Raw genomic sequence first — 15,771 nt, 5'->3', positions numbered from 1 at the left:
TATGTCCAATAGCCCTACAAAAATTGAATTAACTCAGCCGGACGATTGGCATTTGCATATTCGCGATGGCGAAGTAATGAAAGATGTATTGGCAGATACTGCGCGTCAATTTGCACGTGCCATTATCATGCCGAACTTAAAGCCACCAGTCACCACTGTGGATTTGGCAAAAGCTTATCAGTCACGTATTGAATCGAATTTGAAATTACTGGGCGTCACTGAATTTACGCCTTTGATGACCCTTTATCTTACTGATAACACTTCTGCAGATGAAGTTCGCAAGGCTAAGGATGCAGGTATTGCTGCATTCAAGTTGTATCCCGCAGGAGCAACCACCAATAGCGACGCTGGTGTGAGTGACCTTAAACATTGCCATGCTGCTTTAGAGGCAATGCAGGCTGTTGGCATGCCCTTGCTTGTGCACGGCGAAGTAACGCATGCAGATATTGATATCTTTGATCGTGAGGCGGTATTTATTGATACGGTATTAGAGCCTTTACGCAAAAAATTACCTGAGCTCAAGATTGTGTTTGAACACATCACTACCAAGCAAGCCGCTCACTATGTTCGTGATGCAGTGACTGGTGGAAAAAATACGATTGCAGCAACCATTACCCCTCAGCATTTGCTTATGAATCGTAATGCGATTTTTGCCGGTGGGATTCGTCCACACAATTATTGCTTGCCGGTTCTGAAGCGTGAAGAGCATCGAGTTGCGCTTTTGGAGGCTGCTACAAGTGGTAACTCTCGCTTCTTCTTGGGAACTGATAGTGCGCCGCATGCCAAGGGTGCTAAGGAGGCGGCCTGTGGTTGTGCGGGATGCTACAGCACATTTAACGCACTAGGTTTATATGCCGAAGCATTTGAGAGTGTTGGTAAGCTGGATAAATTAGAAGGCTTTGCTAGTTTCTTTGGCCCTGATTTTTATTCTTTGCCGCGCAATAGTAAAAAAATTACCTTGGCAAAACAAGCGCAAAGTATTCCTATGGAATTGCCTTTGGGTGATGCCACCATCGTTCCGCTGCGCGCCGGCGAAACGATTGCTTGGTCACTCGTTTAAAAAACTCAAATCATTAGTTTCTTAGCCAAATTGCTCTGACTGCGTTAGACTGCAGGCGCAGAGTCAATTGGGCAATCGCCGCCTCTTTATTGAGGGGGAGGAAAGTCCGGACTCCATAGGGAAGGGTGATGGCTAACGGCCATCCACGGCGACGTGAGGAATAGGGCCACAGAGACGAGCGTATTTAGTTACGGTGAAACGCGGTAACCTCCACCTGGAGCAATCCCAAGTAAGCAGGCGATGAGGCGTCCCGCTGAGTCTGCGGGTAGGGAGCTTGAGCCGTTAGGTAACTAACGGCCTAGAGGAATGATTGCCCCTAGATGCGAATCTAGGCGACAGAATCCGGCTTATCGATTGACTCTGCACTTATTATTCTGAAACGATTTCCACGCTGTAAGTTAGTTCTGCAGTTTTAGCCAACATGGTGGTTGCAGAGCAGTACTTCTCGTGAGAAAGTTTTACGGCGCGTTCCACTTTAGCCTGATCCAGATCTTTTCCTTTGACCGTAAAGTGCAGGTTGATCTTGGTAAAGACTTTGGGGTCTTCTGTGGCGCGTTCTGCTTGGAGGTTCACTTCACAGCCACTAATGGCCTGACGGGCCCTTTGTAGGATTAAAACCACATCAAATGCAGAGCAGCCGCCCGCACCAGCCAAAAGGAGCTCCATTGGCCTTGGGGCTAGGTTTCTGCCGCCTGCTTCAGGGGCTCCATCCATGTTGACGAGGTGGCCACTGCCAGTTTCGGCTGAAAAAGCCATACCGCCATTACCCAACCAAGATACTCGACAATCCATCGTAGTGACCCCTAACTTACTAAATTAATCAATATTATCAATAGTTTACCAATTTTTAAGGCATGCTGTTTTCCAGCGAAAATAGCCAAAAACCATCAAAAACTTGATTTTGGTCAATATTCTTGCATTGCACCATATTGTTTGTGTAGAATAACCATATTGGTAGTCAGTCTTGTATAAGACTGCGACTTACCTCCCAGTGTCTCCTCCACCCAAACATAGGTGGATTCCAACCCAGGACTCGTTCCTGGGTTTTTTTTAGGTTACAATTCAAGGCTTTACTGAATTACCGAGCCGGTCAGCGGTAATTTGTTGTACCAGTTAAATTGCAGAATCTGCGAGCTTGCAAACATAAGCAGGGCCAAGGTGGACGTAGTTTGGTTGGGGTAATTTTTTTTGACCATAACAATTTGAGAAATCATGAAAACTTTTTCTGCAAAATCCCATGAGGTAGTGCATGAATGGTTCGTGATTGACGCTACGGACAAAGTCCTCGGTCGTGTCGCCAGTGAAGTGGCACTCCGTCTACGCGGCAAGCACAAGCCTGAATACACCCCACACGTTGATACTGGCGACTTTATTGTCGTTATCAATTCTTCTAAGCTCCGTGTCACAGGCACAAAAGGCTTGAACAAAATTTATTACCGTCACAGCGGATACCCAGGTGGTATTAGCTCGACTAACTTCGACAAGATGCAAGACCGTTTCCCAGGTCGCGCTTTGGAGAAGGCTGTGAAGGGTATGTTGCCAAAAGGCCCACTAGGCTATGCCATGATCAAGAAATTAAAAGTCTACGGCGACGCCAATCATCCGCATGCGGCTCAACAGCCAAAAGCGTTAGAGATTTAAGGAAACCAAATGGCTATTAATTACGGAAATTGGAATTACGGTACTGGTCGCCGCAAGAGTTCTGTTGCGCGCGTATTCATTAAATCTGGCAAAGGCGACATCATTGTTAATGGTAAGCCTATCGATGCATATTTTGCTCGTGAAACATCACGCATGATCGCTCGTCAGCCTTTGGCTCTCACAGCTCACTTAACGACCTTTGATATCAAAGTAAACGTTTCTGGTGGCGGTGAAACTGGCCAAGCTGGTGCAGTTCGTCACGGTGTTACTCGTGCATTGATCGACTACGACAACGCTTTGAAGCCAACTCTGTCTAAAGCAGGTTTGGTAACTCGCGATGCTCGTGAAGTTGAGCGTAAAAAAGTTGGTCTGCACGGCGCGCGTCGTCGTAAGCAGTTCAGCAAGCGCTAATTCTTTCAGTCGCTCAAGTTTTATCGAAAGGGTCGCGCAAGCGGCCCTTTTTGTTTCTACAATCTAGGTATTAAAGAAATAAAATTCATCAGTCGGTATTTTGGAGAATGGCATGATTAAAGTTGGCATCGTAGGTGGCACTGGTTATACCGGAGTGGAGTTGTTGCGTTTATTGGCGCAGCATCCTGAGGTACAACTTACTGCAATTACTTCTCGTACAGAAGCGGGCATGCCTGTATCTGAGATGTTCCCATCTTTACGTGGCCGTGTTGATCTGAAATTCACAACACCTGATGAAGCTAAATTAAACGAATGCGATGCAGTGTTCTTTGCAACTCCACATGGTGTTGCGATGGCACAGGCAAAAGAATTACTTGCCAACAATGTCAAGGTTTTGGATCTTGCTGCAGACTTCCGTTTAAAGGACGTTAAAGAATTTTCTAAGTGGTACGGCATGGAGCATGGCTGCCCAGAAATTTTGGCAGAGGCTGTTTATGGTTTGCCAGAGATTAATCGCGAAGCAATTAAAAAAGCGCGCGTAGTGGGTTTGGCAGGTTGCTACCCAACATCTGTCCAGCTTGGCCTTGCGCCTCTCCTGTCACCAAAATCGACTGGCGGTAAGCACTTGATCGATGGTACGCACATCATCTCGGATTCCAAGTCAGGCACCTCTGGCGCTGGCCGTAAAGCAGAGATCGGCACTTTATTGTCTGAGGCAAGCGATAACTTTAAGGCGTATAGCGTTAAAGGGCATCGTCATTTGCCGGAAATTGAGCAAGGCTTAAAAGCGATTGCTGGTCACGATCAAATTGGTCTGACCTTTGTGCCACATTTAACCCCGATGATTAGAGGTATTCATTCAACGCTATATGTACGTTTGACTGATGCTGGTAAAGATGTCGATTATCAAAAACTGTATGAGACTTTCTATAAAGACGAGCCATTTGTTGATGTGATGCCTGCAGGAAGTCATCCAGAAACACGTTCGGTACGTGGCAGCAATGGCATTCGGATTGCAATCCATCGTCCAGGCGGCGGTGATACTTTGGTCATTTTGGTGGTTGAGGACAATTTAGTAAAAGGGGCCTCAGGACAAGGGGTTCAGTGTTTAAACCTCATGTTTGGCTTGCCAGAGACTACGGGGCTCACCCAGATAGCTGTATCCCCGTAATGACCCTTCAGCAAGCTGGGCATTAAAAGCCTAAAATAGGACATACCCTTTTGAATTAGGAGTGAATCATGACCGAATTAGCTACGCAAACTGCACAAGATTTAGCTGAACCACCAACCCCTTTGGTGTTCACGGATAGCGCCGCTGCAAAAGTGGCTGACTTGATTGCAGAAGAAGGCAATCCAGAGCTGAAGCTCCGCGTATTCGTACAAGGTGGTGGTTGCTCAGGCTTTCAGTATGGCTTCACATTTGATGATGCTGTGAACGAAGACGACACACTCTTTGAAAAGAATGGCGTTACTTTGTTGGTGGATTCAATGAGCTTCCAATATTTGGTTGGTGCTGAGATCGACTACAAAGAAGACATCAACGGATCACAGTTTGTGATTAAGAATCCAAATGCGCAAACAACTTGTGGCTGCGGATCTTCTTTCTCTGCTTAAGAAAAAAGTTTAATTATTTAAGCAGGGTAGCAAGCACCTAGAATTCTAGGACCCTTCGCTCCCGTAACGGCTGGCAAATTTGCTGGCCGTTTTTCTTTATAGGCCCAGGCGAGCCATGCAAATGCAAGACCTTCAACTAGTTGCGGATCGATTCCGGCAGAATCGCTAGTTGTAATCTCTAAGGGTTGTTTAAAGAAATGTTGCGACTTCACTTTGAATAAATTCATCAGCGCATGATTTCTGGCGCCACCTCCGCAGATAATCAGCTTCTGGGTCTGCGGGGCATAACGCGCTAGAGCCTCTAGGGCTGAGTGAGCTGTTAGATGAAGCAAGGTTGCTTGCACGTCTTCGCAAAGAAAATTTTCACCATCCAATTTTTCTTGTAACCAATCGAGATGAAAGTCATCTCTGCCTGTACTCTTAGGCGGCGCTTTTGTAAAAAATGGATCTACCAACATCTTTGCAAGCAATGCTTCATTAACCTTGCCTTGCAGTGCCCAGTTGCCATTCTCATCAAATGCATTGCCTTGATGTTCATGTATCCAGGCATCCATCAACATATTTCCTGGACCGCAATCAAAACCGGTCACTTGCCCATCCTTAGGAAGTAGCGTGAAGTTAGCAATGCCGCCAATATTGAGGATTGCTAAATTTTTATCTTCTACAAATTGCTGCGCATGAAACGCAGGGACTAAAGGGGCGCCATGCCCACCAGCAGCTAAATCTCGGCTTCTAAAATCAGCAATGACATCGATGCCTGTTTTTTCTGCCAAGAGGGCAGGATTGAGTGTTTGGTGGGTATATGCCATATCGCCAAGATGCGGTTGGTGACGAATGGTCTGCCCATGAGAGCCAATAGCAGTGATATCTGAGGCCTGCAAATTTGTCTTTTGAAGCAATTGATTCACTGCTTCTGCGTAAGCTAAGGCCAGGGCATTTCCAGCCTGTTTCTCCCGGTGCAGCTCATTAGGCCCAGGGCTTTGAAGCTCAAATAGGGCTTTGCGTAGTTCAGGGCTAAAGGAGGTGCTCACCGCATCTAGGGCACTTGCTTCCCCGTTGGACCCAATCTTTGCCAGGACGGCATCTATCCCATCCAGGCTGGTGCCAGACATTAGTCCGATATAGAGGGAATGGGGTTTGTTCATAGTGCTCTCAGGAATGCGACAATTATGCTTTAGCAATTTAACTACTAATTTAACTGAATCAGCAATCCGAATCAGCATGACGGCTAAACCAGAACAAAAATACCCTTTGACTCCTGAAGTCTTCGCAGCACTCGAAGTCACTAAGCGTGGCTGTGATGAGTTATTGGTTGAGGCTGATTGGGTTCAGAAGCTGGCGCGCAGTCAGGCTACCAAGACTCCGCTCAGAATCAAATTAGGCTTAGATCCAACGGCGCCTGATATTCATTTGGGGCATACGGTTGTTTTAAACAAATTACGTCAACTGCAAGACCTGGGCCATACCGTTATTTTCTTGATTGGTGACTTCACCAGCATGATTGGTGACCCATCTGGACGTAACGCCACTCGTCCACCATTAACCGCAGAAGAAATTGCGGTTAATGCCGAGACTTACTATCGTCAAGCGAGCATGGTGCTCGATCCAGCTAAAACTGAAGTACGTTACAACAGCGAATGGTGTGATCCATTGGGTGCGCGTGGCATGATTCAGTTAGCAGCGCGATATACCGTTGCACAGATGTTAGAGCGCGATGACTTTACAAAGCGCTACCGTAGTGGCGTACCTATCTCTGTACATGAGTTCCTGTATCCATTGATGCAAGGCTACGACTCTGTTGCCTTGAAGAGCGACTTAGAGCTCGGTGGTACAGATCAGAAATTTAATCTCCTGGTTGGGCGCGAGCTTCAACGTGAGTATGGCCAAGAGCCACAATGTATTTTGACAATGCCACTCCTGGTTGGTTTGGATGGCGCGGACAAGATGAGTAAGTCCAAAGGCAATTACATCGGCATTAGCGAGCCTGCGGGCGAGATGTTTGGCAAGCTGTTGAGCATCTCCGATGAATTGATGTGGGATTACTTCACATTGCTTTCTTTCCGCCCAATGGCTGAAATTGATTTGATGAAGCAAGAAGTTGCTGCCGGTCGAAATCCGAAAGACTGCAAAGTGCTGCTAGCACAAGAAATCGTTGCACGTTTTCATTCGCAAGCCGCTGCAGAAAAAGCGCTAGAAGACTTTAATCACCGCGCTAAAGGTGGTGTACCGGATGACATTCCAGAGGTCAATCTCTCTGGCGCCCCAATGCAAATCGCCAATCTGTTGAAGGCTGCTGGTTTAGCCCCATCAACATCAGAGGCCAATCGCAATATCGAGCAAAACGGTGTGAAGATTGATGGCGCAACGATTGCTGATAAGCAGCTAAAAGTTGAAGCGGGAACTTATGTTGTGCAAGTAGGCAAACGTAAATTTGCGAAAGTGACGCTAGCTTAAATATCTAGACTAGCGCTGCCGCTAGGCGGCGTTAATCCAAAGTGCTCATAGGCCTGGCGCGTTGCTACTCGGCCACGTGAGGTTCTCTGTAAGTAACCTTGCTGAATCAAATATGGCTCAAGCACATCTTCAATCGTGTCGCGTTCTTCGCCAATAGCTGCTGCCAAGTTATCAATACCCACTGGGCCACCATCAAACTTGTGCAAAATGGCTTCTAGTAATTTTCTATCCATTACATCAAAGCCACTCGGATCAACATCAAGCATCTTGAGCGCTGCATCGGCCATAGCTTTAGTAATCGTGCCTGTGCCTTTGACTTCTGCGTAGTCACGTACACGACGTAGCAATCGGTTTGCAATACGTGGAGTGCCGCGTGCACGCTTAGCAATTTCTACCGATCCTTCTGGATCTATGTCAGCCTTGAGCAGACTGGCTGAGCGATTAATAATTTTGGTCAGTTCTTCGGTGGTGTAGAACTCAAGTCTTGCCACAATGCCAAAGCGATCACGTAATGGATTGGTCAGCATGCCGGCACGGGTAGTTGCACCAATCAATGTGAATGGCTTGAGATCAATCTTCACACTGCGTGCTGCAGGACCTTCACCAATCATGATGTCAAGACTGTAATCTTCTAGTGCTGGGTACAGGATTTCTTCAACCACAGGAGAGAGGCGATGAATCTCATCAATAAAGAGAACATCGTTTTCTTCTAGATTGGTTAGTAGGGCAGCAAGATCACCGGGCCTATCTAGTACGGGGCCGCTGGTTTGGCGCAAGTTAACGCCAAGCTCCCTGGCAATGATGTGGGCCAATGTGGTTTTACCAAGGCCAGGAGGTCCGAATAAGAGGACGTGATCTAAAGCTTCTTGACGTGCTCTTGTGGCGCTGATGAAAATCTCTAATTGGGCGCGTGCTTTAGTTTGACCAACATACTCATCGAGTTGTTTTGGGCGTAGCGCTCTCTCAAAGACGGCTTCAGCATTGCCGGCTGAGCCGCTGACAATGCGGTCATTTCCTTCCGGTAAATCTTCGGGAATTGAGCTGAGGTCGTCTGTATGAATTGCCATGTTTAGAGTTTAGTTCCGTTTGGCACTAGGCTTTGGATAAATACTTCAAGCCCATACGGATGCCATCTGAAACATTTGTCTCTGGTGGGATTTGCTTGAGCGCTAAAAGTGCTTCTTTTTCTGAGTAGCCTAATGCCAAGAGTGCTTGCAAGACTTCGCTGCTAGCTTCAATCGCCTGTGGTTTGCCGCCTGTAATACCCAGGTCTGGGGCTAACTTTCCTTTGAGTTCTAGGCAAAGACGTTCGGCAGTTTTCTTGCCAATGCCTGGTACTTGAGTGAGGCGTCCGGCTTCTTGAAGAGCAATTGCTTGGGCTAACTCATTGACACTCATGCCAGAGAGAACTGCTAGTGCGGTACGGGAGCCAACGCCACTAATCTTAATCAGCTGTCTAAATGCTTCACGCTCTGTCTCAGTGGCAAAGCCAAAAAGTTGCTGCGCATCTTCTCGAACTTGAAAGTGCGTAAGAAGCGTAATTTTTTGACCTGCCTGGGGAAGCTGATACAGGGTGCTCATAGGTACATCAACCTCATAACCAATGCCTTGGCAATCTACCAAGAGGCGGGGTGGATGAACTGAAACGAGAGTACCTTGAATGCGACCAATCATGTAGAGATCTTAACCTGTGATGTGTATTTTTACTTGCTACGTTTCTTAGGCGCTAATGCGGCGGTAGCTGCAGTTATGGCTTTTGGTATTTGCGCATGATGAGCGGCGCAGATAGCAACACCCAATGCATCAGATGCGTCAGTACCTGGGGCACGATTTAGTCTTAAAAGGCGCTTAACCATCTCCTGCACTTGCGGCTTGGCTGCACGACCCGTGCCAACAATAGCTTGCTTCACGCGTAGAGCGCTGTACTCAGCTACAGGAAGCTTTTCAGATACGAGGGCAGCGATCACGGCACCCCTTGCTTGACCTAGCATCAGCGTTGAACGAGGATTCACATTTAAGAAAACCTCTTCAATCGCAGCAGACTCAGGTTGGTAGGTTTCTAAAACTTCTTTAAGACCCGCATAGAGAGCGCCCAGCCGTTCCGGCAAGCCTTTGGCTGGATCACCACTTTCGATCGTCCCAGAGGCTACGTAGGTCAGTTTTTGGCCGTCGACATCAATGACACCAAAACCGGTAGTCCGTAAACCTGGGTCAATTCCTATCCAGCGCATAAGTTAGTTTCGTGCTTCCTATTTTCTTAATGACGGAAGTGACGTGTGCCAGTAAAGATCATGGCAATACCATGTTCATTTGCAGCTGCAATGATTTCATCGTCACGCATACTGCCACCCGGCTGAATGGCGCAACTTGCACCGCCATTGACGACTACATCCAAGCCATCACGGAACGGGAAGAAGGCATCGCTTGCAACAGCAGAACCTTTAAGGCTTAAGCCAGCGTTCTCAGCTTTAATGCTGGCCATACGTGCAGAGTCAACACGACTCATTTGGCCTGCACCAATACCGAGAGTCATACCATTTGCGCAATAGACGATGGCATTGGACTTCACAAATTTAGCAACGCGCCATGCAAACATCATGTCGTGCATTTCGCTTGGAGTTGGCAGACGTTTGCTAACAACACGCATTTCATTTTCGAGAACGTTTTTGGCATCAGGCGATTGCACGAGCAAGCCACCACCAACGCGTTTGAAATCAAACGTATTAAATGCAGTGCCCAATGGAATCTCTAAAAGACGCACATTTTGTTTTGCAGCAAAGATTGCCTTTGCTTCATCGCTAAAGCTAGGGGCAATTAATACTTCTACGAATTGCTTGGAGATCGCTTCTGCCGCTGCACCATCACAAGGAACGTTAAAAGCAATGATGCCGCCAAAGGCTGAGCTTGGATCGGTCTTAAATGCTTTTTGATAGGCTTCAAGAGCGCTAGCTCCAACAGCTACGCCACAAGGATTGGCGTGTTTGATAATGACGCAAGCAGCCGCGCCACCAGCGTTGCCGGTAAAGCTCTTCACGCATTCCCAGGCAGAGTCAGCATCCGCAATGTTGTTGTACGAAAGCTCTTTGCCTTGAAGTTGTTTGTAATTGGCTAGCGCGCCATCAACAGGGTAAATATCTTTATAAAAGGCGGCAGATTGGTGTGGGTTCTCACCGTAACGCATCTCTTGTACTTTTTCAAAAGCAAGATGCAAAGTTTCTGGGTAAGCAGAACGCGCTTTGTGATCCAAGTCATCGCCCAAAGCAGAGAGGTAATTGGCAATAGCGCCGTCATACTGAGCAGTATGCGCAAATACTTTTTTGGCTAAAGCTAAATTTGTCTTATAAGAAACGGTATTCTTGTTAGCCTTCATTTCTGCCAATACTGGGGCGTAATCTTCTGGTGAGATTAAGACGGTAACGTCTTGATGGTTCTTTGCAGCAGCTCGCAACATAGCAGGACCGCCAATATCAATATTCTCTACAGCATCCTCAAATGAACAGCTGTCTTTAGCTACTGTCTCATTAAATGGGTATAGGTTAATGACGAGCATATCGATGGTGTCGATTCCATGCTCTTTTAAGGCGGCCATATGTTCTGGGAAGTCTCTACGAGCTAACAAGCCGCCGTGCACCATAGGGTGAAGGGTTTTTACGCGACCATCGAGCATCTCTGGGAATTTAGTTAAGGAAGAAACTTCAACCACTGGGAGATTATTTTCAGCTAGAAGTTTTGCGGTGCCGCCAGTAGAAATAAGCTTAATACCTTGCTCATGGAGGGCTTTAGCAAAAGGCACGATGCCATTTTTATCGGATACGGAGAGAAGGGCTGTACGGATCATAGTTTTCGGAGGGTTTAATTAAAAGAAATGACTTTGTGATGAATGTTTACTTCAGCAGCTGATGTTCAACGAGCTTCTTATGAAGTGTGTTGCGGTTAATACCAAGATATTGTGCTGCCAGTGATTGATTTTGTTTAGCGTGCTGCATAACTAATTCCAGCATAGGCTTTTCTACAACAGCCAAGACCATTTGATAGATATCAGTTGGTGCTGTTCCTTTGAGGTCATTTAGGTAACCCTGTAATTGGGTTTCAATACATTCGGTAATTGGGTGCTTATTGGTCATAACAGTCTATCAATACAAAAAACAAGAAAATAAAAAAATACAGCAGGGATTGGGCAGGAATTAAGCTGCCTCTAAAAATAGTAAGCGTTCAGAATGCAATTTCATCTCATCAAAATAATCATTCACCATTTGCAATTGGGTTTTGCAATCATCAGCAGTATTCATGCGCTGACGGAATGCATGTGAGTCTCGTAAACCTTTGCAATACCAACCGATATGCTTGCGAGCTGTGCGAAGGCCGATATGTTCGCCATAGAACTCATAGTGATCTAAGAGGTGGGTATTCATAATCGCCTGAATCTCATTGATCTCAGGGGTTGGTAACTTACCGCCAGTTTCAAGGTAATGATTGATCTCGCGGAAGATCCAAGGGCGACCTTGTGCCGCACGTCCGATCATGATGGCATCAGCCCCAGTGATCTTTAAAACTTGCTCTGCTTTCTCGGGGCTAGTAATGTCACCATTTGCAACCACCGGAATGCCTACGTTACTTTTGACTGCAGTAATAGTTTCGTACTCTGCTTCACCGTGATATAGGTCAGCTCTAGTGCGACCATGAACTGTCAACATGGAGATGCCAGACTTTTCTGCGAGACGCGCAATCTCGATTGCATTTTTATGTTCGCGATCCCAACCAGTACGTATCTTTAAGGTAACTGGCACTGCATCTGGTCCAACACCGACAGCATTCACAACAGCTTCTAAAATTTGCTGCACTAAAGGCTCATCGCGCAATAGTGCAGAGCCAGCAGCAACGTTGCAAACCTTCTTCGCAGGGCAGCCCATATTGAGATCAATAATTTGAGCGCCATGATCTACGTTAATTTTTGCCGCAGCTGCCATCATTGCTGGATCGGCCCCAGCGATTTGCACCGCGATGGGTTTGAATTCACCGACATGATTGGCGCGACGTTGTGTTTTCTCGCTTTTCCAGAGCAAGGCATTTGATGCCACCATTTCAGAAACCGCATAACCTGCACCCAATTTCTTGCAAAGCTGTCTAAACGGGCGATCCGTTACCCCAGCCATAGGGGCTACAAATAGCTTATTTGCGAGGGTGTGAGGGCCAATGTTCATCTAAAAGGGGGCTTGGGCGGAAAGCATGACACTTTAGCACAGTTGACCCCAAATCTGCCTATTTTTTAGGCAGATTGCTTGTTACAGATCAAATCAGGAATACTTATATTTAGGGGCGATTTAAGCCCTTTAGCGCCTACCAAACATCATCTGGCGGGCTAAGGCTGTCTTTACTGGTGGAAGCCACTGAAGGGCGCTTAAAGCCAGTCCTCTGGCTACCACTACTGGGGCAAGATTGGAGGTAAATACCCTGGCCATAAAGTCCGTTAGGCCAATCGTAGTTGTTCTGTCAATTTTGCGGCTTTGAGCATAGCTTTGGAGTGCGTTTTGGATATCTGCTGGAGATTGATCTTCTGCTGACCCAGAAAATACGCCAACTAATTTTTCCGCCAACAAGAAGGCATCTCTTAAGCCTAGATTTAAACCTTGGCCCGCTACCGGGTGCAAAGTTTGAGCGGCGTTACCAATCCACACTTCATTGTGTTTGGTAATTTCTTTGCGATAGTTCAAACCAAGTTCATATAAACGACGATCCTGAATTTTCAGAAAGCGACCAATGCGTGAACCAAATTCTTTTTCTAGTTCGTTTAAGAAATCGGCATCACTGAGTTGCAGGCGATGTCCTGACGACTCTGGTGAACCACACCAAACCAGATTCAAAATATTGGGACCGTAATGACTTGGCAAAACAGCTAATGGACCTTCAGCAGTAAAACGTTCCCAAGCATGATGGGGTGCCGCATTTTCTACCTCAACCAACCCTACCAAGGCTGATTGACCATAGTCGCGACCAGATTCAACCCAATCTTGTTTTTTAAATAAGCCGCCTTCAGCATGCACGATACATTTGGCGTGGATATTATTTTCTTCAGCATCTTTATCGATATGTCGCCAAACAAAGTTGGGGCACTTTACTTGAAGAGTCCTCAATGCCTGGCGAAGTGTGATGTGGATATCGCGATAGCGAATGATGTGCCCTAGCGCATCTTGATTGAGTTCTTCGCGGGTCATCAGGGCTCTGCCAAAGCGTCCAGCTTGTGAAACATGTACGCGATGAATTTGTGCGGATTCCTTTGGCCAAGCGTTGATCGTATCTAGTAATAGCTTGCTGCCATGTGATAGCGCAATGCCGCGACTATCGGCATTCGCTAAATCGTCATCATTAATTGGATTGCGATCTAGTAGTGTGATTTTTGCATCTGGAAATTTCTGCAGGGTCCACGCGGCACAAGCAAGTCCAACCGGGCCACCGCCTTGAATCAAAATATCGCAATTAGATGAGCTCATTGGCAATGAAATGTGTTCAAGAGTTTTTCATGAGAGCTTCAATCTCATCTGCTTTGACGGGTACACCACGAGAAATCAATTCACATCCAGAGTTGTTAAGGACGGCATCATCTTCAATGCGAATACCAATATTCCAAAATTTCTCATCCACATCATCGGCTGGTCTGACATAGAGGCCAGGCTCAATCGTAATGACCATGCCGCTCTTAAGGACGCGCCATGGCTTATCTTCACTAGATGAATCATGGCAGGCTTCGCGATAGGAGCCTACGTCATGAACATCCATGCCTAACCAATGTGAGGTGCGGTGCATGTAGAAGCGGCGATAAGCGCCTGTTTCTATGGCATTTTCAAGTGAGCCTAGATCGGTAAGCTTGAGTAACTTCTCATCAAGTAAGCCCTGGGTTAGTACTTTCAGTGCCGCTTCATGTGGCTGCATAAAAGTATTGCCCGGTTTAGTCATGGCAATTGCGGCTTCTTGCGCTGCTAATGTAATGTCGTATAGAGCACGTTGCGGGCCAGTAAATTTTCCATTTACTGGAAATGTCCGAGTGATATCGGATGCATAACCATCTAGTTCGCAACCAGCATCAATTAAGCAAAGCTCGCCGCTACGTAATTCAGTTGAGCCTGCGCGATAGTGCAGGATGCAAGAGTTAGCGCCACCAGCAACAATACTGTTATAGGCAACACTTTGCGCACCGCTATTGCGGAACTCATGAAGCAATTCAGCTTCGAGTTGATATTCACGCACACCAGGCTTGCAGATTTGCATGGCGCGGATATGTGCGCGAGCAGAGATGGCGGCAGCACGGCGCATGATGTCAATTTCATGCGCATCTTTAAATAGACGCATTTCATGAATAAGTGCCTCGATATCATGAAACTCTGATGGCGGATTCACGCCTGAGCGAGCTTGCCCGCGAACTTGCTTCATCCAATGACGCAAGCGTCTATCAGACTCAGCGCTTTCCGCAAGGCGAATATAGACTGCGTCTTGATCTGCTAATAGCTCACCTAGTTTTCGATCGAGATCCTGGTTGCTATGCGCATATTCAACACCCAAAACTTCAGGCGCTGCTTCAGGGCCAAGACGAATACCATCCCAAATTTCTCTCTCGGGATCTTTGGGTCTACAAAATAAATGGGATTGAAGTTGAAAGTTTTTTCCATCACCATCAATTTTCATCACAAGGGTTGAGCCCGGCTCTTCAAATCCCGTCAAATAGTAAAAGTCGCTGTCGTGACGATATGGAAATTCACTATCGCGATTGCGGGCAATTTCAGGTGCTGTAGAAACGACTGCAATTCCGCCACCAGTCTTAGCAAATATTTGTTTTGCTAATTCATTTCGACGAAGCTGATAAATATCTGGTTTATTCATATGCTGCATTAAGCTCTTGTAAGCGTTGTGGCGTACCTACATCGTGCCATGGACCGGTATATTTTTCACCGGACACTTTATTTTGCTCCATCGCGGTTCTCAGCAAGGGGGCTAGCTTGGCAGGCGATCCGAATTCCAGGTCCTTAAAGAGGTCTTTGTGATAAATCCCAATCCCTGAGAAGGTTAGCTTTTCGCTCTCTACGGATTCAGTGTCTCCTACAGTGGAACCTTGCAGGTAAAAATCCCCTTCAGGGTGCTGCACTGGGTTGGGAACCATGAATAAGTGGGCTAATGGCTTACTAGGGTCAGTGCGCATTCTGGAGGCTGTTTCCAATAGCCTACCTACAGGTAAGTTCGGGCTAAATACATCTCCATTGATGACTAGAAAGTAATCATCGGGTGCAATGATGGGTAATGCCTTACAAATACCGCCCGCGGTCTCTAGAGCGCTACCTTCAGGGGAGTAGTGGATGTTGAGACCAAATTGCTGACCGTTCCCGAGAGCTGCCTCAATTTTTTCACCCAACCAAGCATGGTTAATGACGACATGCTGAATTCCTGCCTTAGCTAAAGCTTCTAAATGCCAAGCTAGTAAAGATTTGTTCTGAATGGTTAATAAGGGTTTGGGTAAGACGTCTGTGAGAGGGCGCATACGCTCACCTCTGCCGGCAGCCAGTAAAAAACAAGGAATGAGATTGCTCTTATTCATCATGTATATC

At 46.7% G+C, this 15,771-nt stretch carries 17 protein-coding genes and 1 other RNA gene; 7 read left to right on the top strand and 11 right to left on the bottom strand.

Annotated features, from left to right (window positions below; genetic code table 11):
* The first annotated feature begins 1 nt into the window (after position 1).
* Both pyrC and rnpB read left to right on the top strand, forming a co-directional pair.
* A complete protein-coding gene (gene pyrC, locus ICN10_RS03605) occupies positions 2-1,060 on the top strand; it encodes a dihydroorotase (protein WP_216212713.1) in 1,059 nt (352 codons plus the stop codon).
* Positions 1,061-1,119: 59 nt separating this feature from the next.
* Positions 1,120-1,426, top strand: an RNA gene (rnpB, locus tag ICN10_RS03600) — RNase P RNA component class A.
* Positions 1,427-1,429: 3 nt separating this feature from the next.
* Here rnpB and ICN10_RS03595 read toward each other — a convergent pair.
* The gene (locus ICN10_RS03595) at positions 1,430-1,852 is read right to left on the bottom strand and encodes an OsmC family protein (RefSeq protein ID WP_216212709.1); all 423 of its coding nucleotides are present in this window, start codon (positions 1,850-1,852) and stop codon (positions 1,430-1,432) included.
* Between the two features lie 420 nt (positions 1,853-2,272).
* On the opposite strand from ICN10_RS03595, the gene rplM reads away from it, so the two are divergent.
* The 4 genes from rplM to erpA all read left to right on the top strand — a co-directional run bounded on the left by rplM (position 2,273) and on the right by erpA (position 4,726).
* Positions 2,273-2,701 carry a 50S ribosomal protein L13 gene (gene rplM / locus ICN10_RS03590; protein ID WP_011903721.1) on the top strand — a complete coding sequence of 143 codons (429 nt, stop codon included), beginning with the start codon at positions 2,273-2,275 and terminating at the stop codon, positions 2,699-2,701.
* 9 nt (positions 2,702-2,710) lie between these two features.
* Positions 2,711-3,112: a 30S ribosomal protein S9 gene (gene rpsI / locus ICN10_RS03585; RefSeq protein WP_011903720.1), complete on the top strand. Its 402-nt coding sequence runs from the start codon at positions 2,711-2,713 to the stop codon at positions 3,110-3,112.
* Positions 3,113-3,224: 112 nt separating this feature from the next.
* The gene (gene argC / locus ICN10_RS03580) at positions 3,225-4,283 is read left to right on the top strand and encodes an N-acetyl-gamma-glutamyl-phosphate reductase (protein WP_216212706.1); all 1,059 of its coding nucleotides are present in this window, start codon (positions 3,225-3,227) and stop codon (positions 4,281-4,283) included.
* Between the two features lie 68 nt (positions 4,284-4,351).
* Complete coding sequence (gene erpA / locus ICN10_RS03575) at positions 4,352-4,726, top strand: iron-sulfur cluster insertion protein ErpA (RefSeq protein ID WP_088526457.1); 375 nt, start codon at positions 4,352-4,354, stop codon at positions 4,724-4,726.
* A gap of 17 nt (positions 4,727-4,743) precedes the next feature.
* Here erpA and ICN10_RS03570 read toward each other — a convergent pair whose 3' ends face one another.
* Complete coding sequence (locus tag ICN10_RS03570; protein WP_216212703.1) at positions 4,744-5,871, bottom strand: anhydro-N-acetylmuramic acid kinase; 1,128 nt, start codon at positions 5,869-5,871, stop codon at positions 4,744-4,746.
* A 76-nt stretch (positions 5,872-5,947) separates the two neighbouring features.
* Between ICN10_RS03570 and tyrS the strand changes: the two genes are divergently transcribed.
* A complete protein-coding gene (gene tyrS / locus ICN10_RS03565) occupies positions 5,948-7,180 on the top strand; it encodes a tyrosine--tRNA ligase (protein ID WP_216212700.1) in 1,233 nt (410 codons plus the stop codon).
* Here tyrS and ruvB read toward each other — a convergent pair.
* From ruvB to murU, 9 genes are all read right to left on the bottom strand, one after another.
* Entirely contained in the window at positions 7,177-8,247 is a 1,071-nt protein-coding gene (ruvB, locus tag ICN10_RS03560) for a Holliday junction branch migration DNA helicase RuvB (protein WP_216212697.1), read from the bottom strand. The genes tyrS and ruvB overlap by 4 nt on opposite strands.
* Before the next feature lie 25 nt (positions 8,248-8,272).
* Positions 8,273-8,854, bottom strand: a complete 582-nt coding sequence (gene ruvA, locus ICN10_RS03555) for a Holliday junction branch migration protein RuvA (RefSeq protein ID WP_216212683.1) — start codon at positions 8,852-8,854, stop codon at positions 8,273-8,275.
* Between the two features lie 29 nt (positions 8,855-8,883).
* Positions 8,884-9,411, bottom strand: a complete 528-nt coding sequence (ruvC, locus tag ICN10_RS03550) for a crossover junction endodeoxyribonuclease RuvC (RefSeq protein ID WP_216212680.1) — start codon at positions 9,409-9,411, stop codon at positions 8,884-8,886.
* Positions 9,412-9,437: 26 nt separating this feature from the next.
* Positions 9,438-11,018 carry a bifunctional phosphoribosylaminoimidazolecarboxamide formyltransferase/IMP cyclohydrolase gene (gene purH, locus ICN10_RS03545; protein ID WP_216212678.1) on the bottom strand — a complete coding sequence of 527 codons (1,581 nt, stop codon included), beginning with the start codon at positions 11,016-11,018 and terminating at the stop codon, positions 9,438-9,440.
* 46 nt (positions 11,019-11,064) lie between these two features.
* Positions 11,065-11,304, bottom strand: a complete 240-nt coding sequence (locus ICN10_RS03540) for a helix-turn-helix domain-containing protein (protein ID WP_068319558.1) — start codon at positions 11,302-11,304, stop codon at positions 11,065-11,067.
* 60 nt (positions 11,305-11,364) lie between these two features.
* On the bottom strand, positions 11,365-12,381 hold the full coding sequence (dusB, locus tag ICN10_RS03535) for a tRNA dihydrouridine synthase DusB (protein ID WP_216212675.1): 1,017 nt from the start codon (positions 12,379-12,381) through the stop codon (positions 11,365-11,367).
* Between the two features lie 129 nt (positions 12,382-12,510).
* Positions 12,511-13,668, bottom strand: coding sequence for an FAD-dependent monooxygenase (locus ICN10_RS03530; RefSeq protein WP_216212671.1), 1,158 nt, complete (start codon positions 13,666-13,668; stop codon positions 12,511-12,513).
* 16 nt (positions 13,669-13,684) lie between these two features.
* Positions 13,685-15,052 carry an aminopeptidase P N-terminal domain-containing protein gene (locus ICN10_RS03525; RefSeq protein WP_255536795.1) on the bottom strand — a complete coding sequence of 456 codons (1,368 nt, stop codon included), beginning with the start codon at positions 15,050-15,052 and terminating at the stop codon, positions 13,685-13,687.
* The gene (gene murU, locus ICN10_RS03520; protein WP_216215138.1) at positions 15,045-15,761 is read right to left on the bottom strand and encodes an N-acetylmuramate alpha-1-phosphate uridylyltransferase MurU; all 717 of its coding nucleotides are present in this window, start codon (positions 15,759-15,761) and stop codon (positions 15,045-15,047) included. Before murU ends, ICN10_RS03525 begins: the two co-directional genes overlap by 8 nt.
* Positions 15,762-15,771 lie beyond the last annotated feature (10 nt).

The sequence above is a fragment of the Polynucleobacter sp. 86C-FISCH genome (genome assembly GCF_018882415.1).
GTDB lineage: Bacteria > Pseudomonadota > Gammaproteobacteria > Burkholderiales > Burkholderiaceae > Polynucleobacter.
The sequence above is the reverse complement of the archived record's forward strand: the minus strand, read 5'-3'. Positions and strand labels throughout refer to the sequence as shown.

Excerpts from the sequence above, each read along its gene's own strand:
- pyrC (WP_216212713.1), top strand. The coding sequence starts at position 2 with ATGTCCAATAGCCCTACAAAAATTGAATTAACTCAGCCGGACGATTGG.
- ICN10_RS03595 (WP_216212709.1), bottom strand. The coding sequence starts at position 1,852 with ATGGATTGTCGAGTATCTTGGTTGGGTAATGGCGGTATGGCTTTTTCA.
- rplM (WP_011903721.1), top strand. The coding sequence starts at position 2,273 with ATGAAAACTTTTTCTGCAAAATCCCATGAGGTAGTGCATGAATGGTTC.
- rpsI (WP_011903720.1), top strand. The coding sequence starts at position 2,711 with ATGGCTATTAATTACGGAAATTGGAATTACGGTACTGGTCGCCGCAAG.
- argC (WP_216212706.1), top strand. The coding sequence starts at position 3,225 with ATGATTAAAGTTGGCATCGTAGGTGGCACTGGTTATACCGGAGTGGAG.
- erpA (WP_088526457.1), top strand. The coding sequence starts at position 4,352 with ATGACCGAATTAGCTACGCAAACTGCACAAGATTTAGCTGAACCACCA.
- ICN10_RS03570 (WP_216212703.1), bottom strand. The coding sequence starts at position 5,871 with ATGAACAAACCCCATTCCCTCTATATCGGACTAATGTCTGGCACCAGC.
- tyrS (WP_216212700.1), top strand. The coding sequence starts at position 5,948 with ATGACGGCTAAACCAGAACAAAAATACCCTTTGACTCCTGAAGTCTTC.
- ruvB (WP_216212697.1), bottom strand. The coding sequence starts at position 8,247 with ATGGCAATTCATACAGACGACCTCAGCTCAATTCCCGAAGATTTACCG.
- ruvA (WP_216212683.1), bottom strand. The coding sequence starts at position 8,854 with ATGATTGGTCGCATTCAAGGTACTCTCGTTTCAGTTCATCCACCCCGC.
- ruvC (WP_216212680.1), bottom strand. The coding sequence starts at position 9,411 with ATGCGCTGGATAGGAATTGACCCAGGTTTACGGACTACCGGTTTTGGT.
- purH (WP_216212678.1), bottom strand. The coding sequence starts at position 11,018 with ATGATCCGTACAGCCCTTCTCTCCGTATCCGATAAAAATGGCATCGTG.
- ICN10_RS03540 (WP_068319558.1), bottom strand. The coding sequence starts at position 11,304 with ATGACCAATAAGCACCCAATTACCGAATGTATTGAAACCCAATTACAG.
- dusB (WP_216212675.1), bottom strand. The coding sequence starts at position 12,381 with ATGAACATTGGCCCTCACACCCTCGCAAATAAGCTATTTGTAGCCCCT.
- ICN10_RS03530 (WP_216212671.1), bottom strand. The coding sequence starts at position 13,668 with ATGAGCTCATCTAATTGCGATATTTTGATTCAAGGCGGTGGCCCGGTT.
- ICN10_RS03525 (WP_255536795.1), bottom strand. The coding sequence starts at position 15,052 with ATGAATAAACCAGATATTTATCAGCTTCGTCGAAATGAATTAGCAAAA.
- murU (WP_216215138.1), bottom strand. The coding sequence starts at position 15,761 with ATGAATAAGAGCAATCTCATTCCTTGTTTTTTACTGGCTGCCGGCAGA.